This window comes from Actinosynnema sp. NPDC059335, assembly GCF_042752395.1.
Classification (GTDB): Bacteria; Actinomycetota; Actinomycetes; order Mycobacteriales; family Pseudonocardiaceae; genus Actinosynnema.
Genome location: NZ_JBHYXZ010000013.1, coordinates 62,216 through 74,339 on the forward strand (window position 1 = coordinate 62,216; position 12,124 = coordinate 74,339).

General features: G+C 74.1%; 10 protein-coding genes. 2 read left to right on the forward strand and 8 right to left on the reverse strand.

Annotated elements, in window-relative coordinates; genetic code table 11:
• The 4 genes from ACFXGA_RS06640 to ACFXGA_RS06655 form a co-directional block, all read right to left on the reverse strand.
• Window positions 1–733 (reverse strand): HD domain-containing protein (locus ACFXGA_RS06640; protein ID WP_378084877.1); only part of this gene is annotated, 733 nt, incomplete at its 3' end.
• Window positions 734–769: 36 nt separating this feature from the next.
• Complete coding sequence (locus tag ACFXGA_RS06645; RefSeq protein ID WP_378084878.1) at window positions 770–2,785, reverse strand: FAD-dependent oxidoreductase; 2,016 nt, start codon at window positions 2,783–2,785, stop codon at window positions 770–772.
• Window positions 2,782–3,327: a PadR family transcriptional regulator gene (locus tag ACFXGA_RS06650; RefSeq protein WP_378084879.1), complete on the reverse strand. Its 546-nt coding sequence runs from the start codon at window positions 3,325–3,327 to the stop codon at window positions 2,782–2,784. Before ACFXGA_RS06650 ends, ACFXGA_RS06645 begins: the two co-directional genes overlap by 4 nt.
• 112 nt (window positions 3,328–3,439) lie before the next feature.
• Window positions 3,440–4,021, reverse strand: coding sequence for a hypothetical protein (locus ACFXGA_RS06655; protein ID WP_378084880.1), 582 nt, complete (start codon window positions 4,019–4,021; stop codon window positions 3,440–3,442).
• 228 nt (window positions 4,022–4,249) lie between these two features.
• Between ACFXGA_RS06655 and ACFXGA_RS06660 the strand changes: the two genes are divergently transcribed.
• Window positions 4,250–5,335 carry a cytochrome P450 gene (locus ACFXGA_RS06660; RefSeq protein ID WP_378084881.1) on the forward strand — a complete coding sequence of 362 codons (1,086 nt, stop codon included), beginning with the start codon at window positions 4,250–4,252 and terminating at the stop codon, window positions 5,333–5,335.
• A 28-nt stretch (window positions 5,336–5,363) separates the two neighbouring features.
• Here ACFXGA_RS06660 and ACFXGA_RS06665 read toward each other — a convergent pair whose 3' ends face one another.
• The 4 genes from ACFXGA_RS06665 to ACFXGA_RS06680 all read right to left on the reverse strand — a co-directional run bounded on the left by ACFXGA_RS06665 (window position 5,364) and on the right by ACFXGA_RS06680 (window position 10,211).
• Window positions 5,364–6,659, reverse strand: coding sequence for a M28 family metallopeptidase (locus ACFXGA_RS06665; protein ID WP_378084882.1), 1,296 nt, complete (start codon window positions 6,657–6,659; stop codon window positions 5,364–5,366).
• Window positions 6,660–6,800: 141 nt separating this feature from the next.
• Entirely contained in the window at window positions 6,801–7,745 is a 945-nt protein-coding gene (locus ACFXGA_RS06670) for a DNA polymerase domain-containing protein (RefSeq protein ID WP_378084883.1), read from the reverse strand.
• Window positions 7,746–7,834: 89 nt separating this feature from the next.
• Window positions 7,835–9,214 carry a glycosyl hydrolase family 18 protein gene (locus tag ACFXGA_RS06675; RefSeq protein WP_378084884.1) on the reverse strand — a complete coding sequence of 460 codons (1,380 nt, stop codon included), beginning with the start codon at window positions 9,212–9,214 and terminating at the stop codon, window positions 7,835–7,837.
• A 112-nt stretch (window positions 9,215–9,326) separates the two neighbouring features.
• Window positions 9,327–10,211 (reverse strand): sigma-70 family RNA polymerase sigma factor, encoded by an 885-nt coding sequence (locus tag ACFXGA_RS06680; protein ID WP_378084885.1) that lies wholly within the window; start codon window positions 10,209–10,211, stop codon window positions 9,327–9,329.
• Window positions 10,212–10,404: 193 nt separating this feature from the next.
• Here ACFXGA_RS06680 and ACFXGA_RS06685 point away from each other — a divergent pair, with 193 nt between their 5' ends.
• Window positions 10,405–12,072, forward strand: coding sequence for a cellulose binding domain-containing protein (locus tag ACFXGA_RS06685; protein ID WP_378084886.1), 1,668 nt, complete (start codon window positions 10,405–10,407; stop codon window positions 12,070–12,072).
• Window positions 12,073–12,124: the final 52 nt, after the last annotated feature.

Below are 12,124 nucleotides of genomic sequence, written 5' to 3' on the forward strand. Positions count from 1 at the left end.
GCCACGTCCTGCCCGATGCGCTGGCGACGCACGTCCGGCAGCACCTCGTCCAGCAGCCGGCCCGCCTCGTCGGCCCCCGCCGCGCGCGAGTTCCCCCCGCGCGCCGCGGTGGCCCGCGGCCCGCCCCCGCCCCCGCGCGGGGCGCGTCCAGCGGGTTGTCCAGGATCCGCTGCGCCCAGCCGTCGCGCATCAGCCCGGCGGCGGCGCAGTGCGGTTTGCGCTCGGCCTGGTCCCGGGCGCGCGCCAGGAACGCGTCGGCGAAGCCCAGGCGCGGGTAGCGGGTCAGGACGTCGCGCTTGACCCGGTCGGGGAACCGGTCCAGGCCGCCTCCGGACACGTCGGCGGTGACCGCGACCTGGAGCAGGTGGCTCTCCGGGTCGTCCTCCGCCGCCACGTCGTCGCGCATGTGCCGCACGATGATCTCCGCCAGCCGGTCGCGCCGCACCCGACCCCACCCCGCGCCCGCCGCGAACACCCACGCCAGGTGACCGCCCGCCTCCTCGAACGGCGCGGTGTGGCTGTCGAACGGGGTGGTGAGCGCCAGGTCGTGCAGGAGCGCGGCGACGTACAGCAGTTCGCCGTCGTGCGCCACGTCGGTTTTCGCGGCGTAGGCGGTGGCCCACGAGTAGGCGCGCTGCGAGTGGTTCAGCAGCCAGGGCTCGGCGTACTCGTGGCAGACCTCGAGCGCGGCTGCGGCGGCCTTCGAGTCGGGCCGGGCGAAGATGAAGTCCACGCCGTGCAGCCTAGGGCCGCCGCGGCCCGACCCACCTCAGATCGTGGCCGCGAGCCGCGTGCCCTGGTCGATGGCCCGCTTCGCGTCGAGTTCCGCGGCCACGTCCGCGCCGCCGATGACGTGCGTGACGACACCGCGCGCGACGAGCCCGTCCACCAGGTCGCGCACCGGTTCCTGCCCCGCGCACACCACGACCGCGTCGACCTCCAGCACCCGCGGCCGCTCCCGCCGCGGCCCGAACGTGATGTGCAGCCCCTCGTCGTCGATCCGCTCGTAGTTCACGCCGGTCAACTGCTCGACGCCCTTGGCCGCCAACGCCGCCCGGTGCACCCAGCCGGTCGTCTTGCCGAGCCCCTTGCCGATGCGGGACGTCTTGCGCTGCAACAGGTACACCCGCCGCGCGGCCTCGGCGGGCCGGGGCGCGGTGACGCCGCCGCGCGCCCGTTCCGGGTCGGTGACGCCCCACTCGGCCCGCCACGCGGCCACGTCCGGCGCGGGGGAGGGGGCGTGGGTGAGGAACTCCGCCACGTCCACCCCGATCCCGCCCGCGCCGATCACCGCGACGCGGTCGCCGACCGGCGCGCCGTGGCGGACGACGTCCACGTAGGACAGCGCCCGTTCGACCCCGGGGATGGCCGGGATCCTCGGCGTGACGCCGGTCGCGACCACGACCTCGTCGAAGCCCGCCACGTCGTCCACCGCGACCCGGACGCCCAGGTGCAGCTTGACGCCGGTCACCTCGATCCGCCGCCGGTAGTAGCGGATCGTCTCGGCGAACTCCTCCTTGCCCGGGATCCGGCGGGCGATGGCGAACTGGCCGCCGATGTCGTCGTCGGCCTCGAACAGCTCCACGGCGTGCCCGCGTTCGGCCAGCGCGGTCGCCGCCGCGAGCCCCGCCGGACCGGCGCCGACCACCGCGACCCGCTTCGACCGGCGGGTCGGCAGCAGCGTCAGCGTGGTCTCGTGGCCCGCGCGCGGGTTGACCATGCACGACGCCCTCTTCATCGAGAACGTGTGGTCCAGGCACGCCTGGTTGCACGCGACGCAGGTGTTGATCTCGTCGGCCCGGCCCGTCCCGGCCTTGCGCACCCAGTCCGGGTCGGCCAGGAACGGCCGCGCCATCGACACCAGGTCCGCGTCGCCGCGCGCCAGCACCTCCTCGGCGACCTGCGGCATGTTGATCCGGTTGGACGCCACCACGGGGACGCCGACGTGCGGGCGCAGCTTCGCGGTGACGTCCGTGAACGCCGCGCGGGGCACGGACGTGACGATCGTCGGCACGCGTGCCTCGTGCCAGCCGATGCCGGTGTTGATGATCGTCGCGCCCGCCGCCTCGACCTCCCGGCCGAGCGCCACGACCTCGTCCCACGTCTGGCCGTCCTCGACCAGGTCGAGCATCGACAGGCGGTAGATCAGGATGAAGTCGGGTCCGGCGGCCTCGCGGCAGCGGCGCACGACCTCGACGGCGAGGCGTCGGCGGTTCTCCGCGCTGCCGCCCCAGCGGTCGGTGCGCTTGTTGGTGCGCGGGGCGAGGAACTGGTTGATGAGGTAGCCCTCGGAGCCCATGATCTCGACGCCGTCGTAGCCCGCCTCCCGGGCCAGTGCGGTGGCCCGGGCGAAGGCGTCGACCTGCGCCCGCACGCCCCGGTCCGACAGCGCGCGGGGGCGGAACCTGCCGATGGGGGCCTTGAGGGCGGACGCGGACACGCCGAACGGGTGGTAGGCGTACCGGCCGGCGTGCAGCAGCTGGAGGGCGATCTTGCCGTCGTGCTCGTGCACGGCCCGCGTGACGACGCGGTGGCGGCGCGCCTCGCGGTGGGTGGTGAGCTTGGAGGCGAACGGGTACAGCGTGCCCGCCCGGTTGGGCGCGAAACCGCCGGTGACCATGAGGCCGACGCCGCCGCGCGCCCGTTCGGCGAAGTAGGCGGCCAGCGCGTCGAAGTCCTTGGCGCGGTCCTCCATGCCGGTGTGCATCGACCCCATGAGGACGCGGTTGCGCAGGGTCGTGAAGCCCAGGTCCAGGGGCTGGAGCAGGGTGGGGTACCCGGTCATCGCCGGTCGTCCTCTCGCATCGCGGCCAGCACCTCGTCGCACCACTCGACCAGCGCCTGCTCGGCCCGCACCCCGCCGCGCAGGACCAGGTACTGGTGCAGCCGGCGGCCGGACAGGGCGGACGGGTCGGGGAAGTCCCTGCGCTCGATGGCGCGGAACACGTCCAGGCGTTCGGCGTGCAGGTCGCGGTGCCGGGCGATCTCGGCGACCAGCGCGCCCGGCTCGCCCAGCGACGCGCCACGCACCTTCACCGCCAGCTCGTGCCGGATCGCCTCCGGCTCGCCGGGGGAGGCGAGCCAGCGGGCCAGCTCCGCGCGGCCCGCCTCGGCGACCTCGTACACCTTCTTGTCCGGGCGGCCCTCCTGGACGACCTCGTGGCACGTCACCCAGCCGAGGTCGACCATGCGCTTGAGCGTGCGGTAAATCTGCTGGTGGGTGGCGGCCCAGAAGAAGCCGATGGACTTCCCGAACCGCCGGGCCAGCTCGTACCCGGAGCCCGAGCGCTCGTCCAGCGACACGAGGATCGCGTGCTCCAACGCCATGCCGGCGACCGTAGCCGTGCAACGGGGTGCAGTGCAACTAGTTGCATACTTCCTGAGCGTTGAACTCACAGTTCCCGAGCGTTCGACTCACGGGTCCCCGTGTGTCGAACGCTCAGGACCCCCGAGTCGAACGGCGGGAGGCGGTGACGACCTGGGCGGCGATGATGTCTTCCAGCGGGGTGAACTCGTCCGGCTCGTAGGAGGTGCGCAGGGTGATGCTCCCGGACCGCCCCGCGACGAACCACCCGCCCGAGAGGGCCAGGCAGTCGCGCGGCGCGATCTCCGCCGCGCCGGACACGCCCTTCGTGTGCCGCGACAAGCCGAGCACGGCGTAGGCGTCGCCCACGGACAGGCCCAGGTCCCCGGCGTGACGCCGGTCGCGCGCGGTGTGCCGGGTGTTGCTCAGCTCGAAGAGCCGCCCGTCGAGGGCGACGGCGACCCGGCTCACCCGCCACACGGTGGCGTGCGGGGCGTAGCGCGCCGGGCGGAACAGCGTCGGCTTGCGGGGCGCGAGCACGTGCACCGGCGCGACACCGGCGTCCCGCAACCGGTCCCGGCCCTCGGTCAGCAGCGCCAGCAGGCGGGGCACCGCGACCGCCGCCACCGCGTCCGCCTCCTCCCGACGCGCCTTCTCGGCCGCGTCCACGCGGTCGGCCTCGGCGGCGGCCCTGCGGATGGCGTCGTCCAGTGCCATGGATCCCCCAGCGTTCTCCCGGTTCGCCCGTGCATCGACGGCGCGGGACGACCCGTTACCGGACGCGGCGAAACGGGTGAACGGGGTCGTGGCCCATTGCCGCCCTCCCGACCCCGCGGCAAGACTGGGTGGCTCCCCACCACGTCGAGGAAGGGTGCACATGACACTCATCAAGAGGATCTTCCGGCGTCGTTCCGCCAATTCCGGCTACTACGCCTACCCGGCGGTGTGATCCGGAGCGACCCCCGGGAAGCGCTCGCGGCGAAGGCCGGTTCCGGCGTCGCCCGACTGGGACCCGACCTGTGGCTGGTCACCGAGCCCATCGCGACCGGGCGACTGCTCGGCTCGCCGGACGCGGTGACCGCCAGGGCCCGCCAACCACCCGGCCTCACCTCGTGGGGGCCCGACGGGACGGCCGCCTGGACGGCGGTCCGACGCGCGATGCGGCCCGTGCTGACCACCGCGCACACCACCCCGCTGCTGCCCGCCGTCGCCGAGCAGACCCGACGGACCGCCGCACGCTGGCCCGGCGTGATCGACGGCATGCGCGAGGCCGTCCGCCTGGTGTCCGACGCCAACCTCCACCACCTGCTCGGCGCGCCCTCGGCGACCCTCTCCACCTTGGTCGAGGCGGAGCTGGCCGCGGCGGACGGCGTGCTGCCCGGACGGCTGCGGCGTGCCCAACGCGCCACCTACGACGCCATCCGGGCCCACAACCACGGGCCGCTGCCCGCCCTGCTCGCCGCCCAGGGCTTCGACGAGCACCACGTCACGCTCGCCGTGCGCAGCATGCTGCTGTCCGGCCACCACGTCCCCGCCGCCGCGCTCGCCTGGGCCTTCCACGAACTCGCACGCCACCCCGACGCGCAGGACCGGGTGAGGGCGGAGGCCGACGGCGGCTCCGAACGCCCGTTCTGCGCGAGCGTGATCCGCGAAGCCCTCCGCCTGCACCCGCCCGTGTGGCAGTTGCGGCGGCAGCTCCGGGCGTCCGTGCACGGCCTCCCGGCGGGCGCGACCGTCGTGTTCAGCCCTTACCTGAACCACCGGAACCCGGCCGCCCACGCCGACCCGCTCGACTTCCGCCCGGAACGCTGGCTGCGGCACGCCCGTCCGGTCCCCGGTAGCTACTTCCCCTTCGCCCTGGGGCCGCGCATCTGCCCGGCGTCCCGCACCGCCCCCGTCGTGCTGACGACCATCCTCGGCGAAGTGCTCCGCACCCACCGCCTGGTCCGGCACCGCGACCCCAAGCCGGCACGGGGTGTGCTCCACGCACCGCGCGGCCTCGCGCTCCGGGTGGTGCGCACCCACCGGTGACAGCCGGCCGGTGCGCACCCCGGGCGCGTCAGAACTGGAGCGACCAGCCGTTGATCCGGCCGGTGTCCGCCGACGCGACGTCCTGCACGCGCAGCTTCCACGTGCCGTTGGCGACCTCCGAGGACGCGTTGACCGTGTACGTCGTCACGACGTCGTCCGCGCTGTCGTTGCCGGAGTTCTTCAACCGGTACGCCGAGCCGTCCGGCGCGACCAGGTCGATCACCAGGTCGCCCCGGTAGGTGTGGGTGATGTCCACGCCCACCGCCAGCGCCGACGGGGCGTTGCCCGTCACGCCGGACACGGTGATCGCGCTCTCCACCGTGCTCAGGTCGGGGATCGTGACGTCGGTCGGGTTCTCGAACCGCGGTCCGGGCGGGGAGCCCGCGCCCGCCAGCGTCCACAGGGCGTAGGCGATGGCGTCGCTGTTGCGGTCCAACGCGGTGACGTCGATGTTCGCCGTCGTGTCGCACGAGCGGTGGTAGCAGCGGTCGAACGCGACACCCGCCGTGCCGCCCCACTTCTGCGCCTGGGCCGAGGTCTTGGTGACCTCCGCGCCGGTGAACGTGCCGCCGACCGGGATGCCCGCCCGCGCGAACGCGGCGTGGTCGGACCGCCCGCCCACCGACGTCAGCTCGGTCGGCACGCTGAACCCGGCCTGGAGCGTCTGCTGGAGCAGCAACGACCCCGTGGGCTGGCCGGAGGCGCTGTAGACGAAGTAGCCCGCGTTCGGCGAGCCGATCATGTCGAAGTTCAGGTACGCCTTGATCCTCGACCGCTCGGTGGTCGGCAGGTTGTTCACGTAGTAGGTCGAGCCGACCAGGCCCAGTTCCTCCGCGCCCCACCAGCCGAACCGGATGTGCTTGCTCGGGGCCAGGCCCTGCCGCGCCACGGTCAGCGCGACCTCCAGCAGGCCCGCCGAGCCGGAGCCGTTGTCGTTGATGCCCGGACCGGCGGTCACGCTGTCGAGGTGGCCGCCCAGCATGAGCACGTCGTTCGGGTCGCCGCCCGGCCAGTCCGCGATCAGGTTGTACCCGGTCGCGCCGCTGGAGGTGAACTGCTGCACGGACGTCTGGTAGCCGGCCGCGTCCAGCTTGGCCTTGAGGTGGTTGACCGAGGCCAGGTAGCCGGGCCGGCCGTGGGCCCGGTTGCCGCCGTTGGCCGTGGCGATGGCCTGCAGGTCGTTGAGGTGCGCCTGGACGTTGGCCACGGGGATGTCGGGCACGGCCAGGGCCGTCGGCGGGGCCGCGGTGGCGGCGGGTGGGCTGAGCAGGGCGGCGGCGAGCAGCAGGGCGCTCGCCACCGGGGTGGTCCTCCGCAAGGACATGGCTGCCTCCGCAGGGTGTTGGGGAAAGCCACGCACGAGCCTGCGTGCTGCGGCACCCCTGCGGTAGCGCCTTTCGTCGTGGCACGTTCGGACGCGGAGCGGGCACGACCGTCCGCCGCGCCGCCCCGCGCCGGCGGGCGGTCAGGACCGTTCGCGCTGCGCCCGGGCCCGCCGCTTGCCCTCGTGCATGGCCTGGACGCGGGCCACCGGGATGGTGTGCCCCTCGGCCACGAGGTCGTCCGGCAGGCGTTGCGGCGCGGGCATCCGGGCGTGCCACGGGTCCTCGTCGCCGAGCAGCGCGGGCGCGGTCCTGACGGTGAAGTCGGCGGGCGTCACGGAGTCGAGGTCGTCCCAGCCCACCGGGAACGACACCGTGGCGCCCGGCCGGATCCGGGGGCTGTACGCGGCGGCGACGGTCGCGCCGTAGGCCCGGGTGGAGTCGAGGAACACCCGCCCGCCCCGGTCCTCCTTGATGAACGCCGTGGTCGCGAGGTCCGGGTCCAGCCGCTCGGCCCGCGCCGCCAACGCCCGGGTCGCGGCGGCCACGTCGTGGTCCGCGCCCTCCACCGGCACGAACACGTGCACGCCCTTGGACCCGCTGGTCTTCACCACGCCGGACAGCCCGTCGTCGGCCAGCGCCCGCCGCACGAGCTTCGCCGCCGCCACCACCACGTCGAACCCCGCGCCCTCCGGCGGGTCCAGGTCGAGCACGAGGTGCGTGGGCCGCTCGAACGCGCCGGCGAGCGCGAGCGTGACGTGGTACTCCACCGCGCGCTGGTTGGCGAACCACAGCAGCGTGCGGCGGTCCTCGCACACCGCGTACCGGATCTCCCGCTTGGACGTCTCCGCCCACAGCGTCACCGAAGGCACCCACGGCGGCGTGTGCTTCGGCAGGTTCTTCTGGGTGAACGGCTCCTGACCGGGGCGCACCCGCACCACCGACAGCGGTCGCCCGGCCAGGCCGGGCAGGATCCGGTCGCGCACCGCGTCGAGGTAGTCGACGAGGTCGCCCTTGGTCGCGTCCGCGCCGTCGAACAACGGCTGGTCGAGGTTGGTCAGCGCCACGCCGTCCCGCTCTTCACCCATCGCACCACCCTTCCCCGTGACGGGGTCGCGGGCAAGCGGGACACGGCCCGCTCCGCGAGGGGGAACGGGCCGTGTCGTCACGCGCGGGCTCAGGCGGGGAGCCGCCAGACCTGGTTGGAGGAGGCGTAGCAGTCCCAGATCTGCAGCCGGGTGCCGTCGGCCGAGCTGGGACCGGTGGCGTCGAGGCACCGGCCCGAGGCGGGGTTGCGCAGGGTGCCGTCCGCGGCGGCCTGCCACTTCTGCGCGCCGGTCCCGTTGCAGTCCCACAGCTGCACGACGGTGCCGTTGGCGGTGCCGGCGCCCGCCACGTCCATGCACTTGCCGAGCGCGCGCAACGAGCCGTCGCCGGCCACGGTCCAGCTCTGCGCGGTGGTGCCGTTGCACGTCCACAGCTGCACGGCGGTGCCGTTGGCCGACGACGCGGAGGCGACGTCGACGCACTTGCCCGCGATGCCGGTGATCGGGCCGGTGCGGCCGGGCGGGGTGGTGCCGCCCATGACGGTGTCGTAGATGGCGCTCACGAGGGAGGTGCCGCCGGTGGTGTCCTGCGACAGCTCCCAGTTCATGACGCCGCCCGCGTTGGCCATGGCCCACTGCGTCTTGCGCTTGATGGTGGGCACGCCGTTGTAGCACTGCTGCGTGCCGCCGACGGTGACGCAGTCGCGGTTGGCGTTGGCCGGGTCCATGGCGACGAGCTGCGCGTAGGTGTAGTAGTTCGGCCGGCTGTAGAACGGCACGCCCAGCACGGCCTTGGCGGCGGGCAGGCCGCGCGACTTCCAGTAGTTCACCGACGCGATGGACCAGTCGTAGTTGGCGTGTGGGCTGCCGCCGTCGTAGGCCATGATGTTGAGCCAGTCGACCTGGCCGAACACCGCGGTCTGGACGCCCTCGGCGGTGCCGCCGCCGGACACGACGGCGGCGGTGAGGAGCTTGCCGCGGCTGCGCATGGCGGTGCTGAGCTGTCCCATGAGGGCGGTGAAGTTGTTCGCCGACGCGCCGGGGTCCGGGTACTCCCAGTCGATGTCGACGCCGTCGAGGTTGTACTGGTTGACCACGCTGACGACGCTGTTGACGAAAGTCGTGCGGCTGCCGGAGTTGGCGGCCAGCGCCTCGAACGCCGAGTCGTTGCCGTCGTTCCAGCCGCCGATGGCGAGGGAGACCCGCACGCCGTTGTTGTGCGCCTGGGTGACCAGCGACGAGAGCTTGCCGGGGTCGGGGATGGCCTGGAGCGTGCCGTTGGCGTTGGGCAGGGCGAACGCGTAGTTGACGTGCGTGAGCTTGCCGAACTGGACGGCGCTGACGCTGCCCGCCCACGACGGCAGGTAGCCCACGCTCTTGAAACCGCCCGGCAGGACGGTGGCCTGTGCCGCCGGGGCGGTGGCGACGGCGACCACGAGGCCGGCCGCCGCGGTGGCGAGGGCGAGGCCCGCGGCGCCCCACCGGGTGCGTGCTGGTGCAGGGGACTGCATGGACGGTGTCCTTTCGCAGGGTGACCACCGCGTCGGTCGCGCGCGGCAGGGGGAGGGCGCCACGCGGACGCGAACGCGGTCAGGGAATGGTCGGCAGCCGGGCCCGACCTTACTAGCGCACTTGATTCAAGTCACGATAAAAGTGTGATGGCACGGTGATGCGCAGTTTTCGCAGCCGAACCGGGTCGGCGATGACCTCGTAGGCGGAGACGCGGTCGTCCCGGACGACGACGGTGAGCGCGAACCGCAGGCGTCCGCGCGGTGCGACGACGATGCCCACGCGTCCGTCCACCAGAGCCGGTTCCGCGTGCCGGGCGTTCGCGGCGAGGAGCACCGTCTCCGCCGCGACGGCGTGCGCGCCGCGCACCTCCGCGGGCGTGCCGGGCGGCAGGGCGGCGGGGTCCGCGCGGCGCACGGCGTCGGCGTCCAGCACGGCGAGCAGCGCGGCGAAGTCGCCGTCGCGCGCGGCGGCCAGGAACGCCTCCACGACCTGCCGGCGCCCGGTCGCCCCGGCGTCCGGGACCGTCGTCCCGCGCACCTTCCGCCGGGCCCGGCTGGCCAGCTTCTTGCTGGTCGCCGCGCTGCGGCCGACGATGGGCGCGATCCGGTCGAACGGCACGGCGAACGCGTCGTGCAGGACGAACGCGACCCGCTCGGCGGGCGTGAGGGTGTCCAGGACGACCAGCAGCGCCCGCCCGACCGAGTCCAGCAGCACGGCCTCCTCCTCGGGGTCGTCGGGCGCGGCCGCGTCGGGCACCCGGTCGACCGCGACCTCCCGGTGGCGGCGGTGGCGCAGCACGTCGAGGCAGACGCGGGACACCACCGTGCGCGACCAGGCGGCGAGGTTGTCGATCCCGCCCGGGTCCACCCGGCACAGCCGCAACCACGTCTCCTGCACCGCGTCCTCGGCCTCGGGCAGCGAACCCAGCATCCGGAAGGCCACCGCGCGCAGCTGCCCGCGGTGCGCCTCGAACAGGTCGGCCAGCTCGTCGCGCATCGTTCCCCTTCCCTCCTGCCGGGGTGGACGAGCCGGCGGGCCGAAAGGTGACCGCGTCGGCGGAAAAAGTCTTCCCGGACCGGGTGAACTTCCCTATTTCCGAATTTGTTGACCAGCCGTCCCGCAGAGCCCTATAAAGGGCTGGTCCCAGGGGTGAGCCGCGCACCTCCGGCCTTGCGAAGGGGTCAACGGCATGAGGAAGCGCGCGTGGGCGCTGGGCGTCGCGGTGTGCGTCGCGGCGGGCCTGGCCGGTGCCGCCGTGTCACCGGCTCGGGCGGCCGCGGCCCGGCTGTCCGCCACGGTCGGCCAGTCGTCCGTGTGGAGCACGGGGTACGGCGGGCAGGTCGTGCTGACCAACACCGGCGACGCGGAGAGCACCGGCTGGGTGGTCGAGTTCGAGCTGCCGCCGGGGTCCTCGGTGACCAACGCGTGGAACGCGGTGCTCACCCGGGACGGGCAGCGGCACCGGTTCGCCAACGCGGGCTTCAACGGCCGCGTCCGCCCCGGCGGCACGGCGGACTTCGGCTTCACCGTCACGGGCCTCGGCCTGCCGTTCGGCTGCACGGTCGACGGCGCGCCGTGCGCGGGCGGAGGGCCGGCGCCGGACACCTCCGCGCCCACCGCGCCCGCGGGCCTGCGGGTCACGGGCGTGACGGCCGGCTCGGTGTCGTTGGCGTGGCACCCGTCGGCCGACGACGTCGGCGTGACCGACTACGAGGTGCTGCGCGGCACGGCGGTGGTCGCCTCGGCGACATCCACCGCCGCGACCGTCGGCGGCCTGCTGCCGGACACCGCCTACGCGTTCACCGTCCGGGCGCGGGACGCGGCGCGCAACGCCTCCGCCCCGAGCGCCGCGGTCACGGCGACCACCGCGACCGGCCCGGGCGGGTCCACTGTGGACGTCGCCACGGCGGCGCAGCTCCAGGCGGCCCTGGCCGCCGCCGTGCCGGGGCAGACCATCCGGCTGGCCGCGGGCGTGTACCGGGGCTCGTTCGTCATCACCCGACCGGGCACGGCCGCCGCCCCCGTCACCCTCGCCGGACCGGCGGACGCGGTGCTGGTCAACGACGGGCCCTCGGGGTCGGGCCCGGCGTGCCCCGCGCCGACGCCCGGCTGGGACCCCGGCTACGGGCTGTGGCTGCACGACGCGCCGTACTGGAACCTCGCCGGGTTCACCGTGCGGGAGTCCAAGAAGGGCATCGTCGTGGACAACTCGCACCACACCGTCATCGACCGGGTGACGGTGCACCACGTGGACGAGGAGGCCGTGCACTTCCGGCGCTCCTCGGCCGACGGCGTGCTGCGCGACTCCGCGATCAGCCACACGGGCCTGGCGCAGCCGGGCTACGGCGAGGCGGTCTACCTGGGCTCGGCCGCGTCGAACTGGGACTGCCACGGCAACTCCGGCGGCGTGGACCGCAGCGACGGGGTGCAGGTGCTGGGCAACCGCATCGGACCCGGCGTGACGGCCGAGCACGTCGACGTCAAGGAGGGCACGTCCGGCGGCGTGATCCGCGGCAACGCGTTCGACGGCACGGGCCTCTCGGGGCAGAACTCGGCGGACTCGTGGGTGGACGTGAAGGGCGTCGGCTACCTGATCGAGGGCAACACCGGCACGTTCGCCGCGCCGGGCACGTTCGCCAACGGGTACGAGACCCACAACCCGGTCACCACGCCGGCGTTCGCCAACGGCTGCGGCAACGTGTGGCGGGACAACCGCTCCGACCTCGGCGGCGTGGGCCGGTACGCGATCCGGATCACCTCCACGTCGAAGTGCGCGGGGCTGCCGAACGCGGTGCACGCGTCCAACACGGTGAGCCGGGCCGTCGTCGGGCTGACCAACATCGCGGTCACGCCGTGACGGCCGACTCCCGCAACGCGGGAATCGCATTGTGTGATCAGCGGCGGGAATT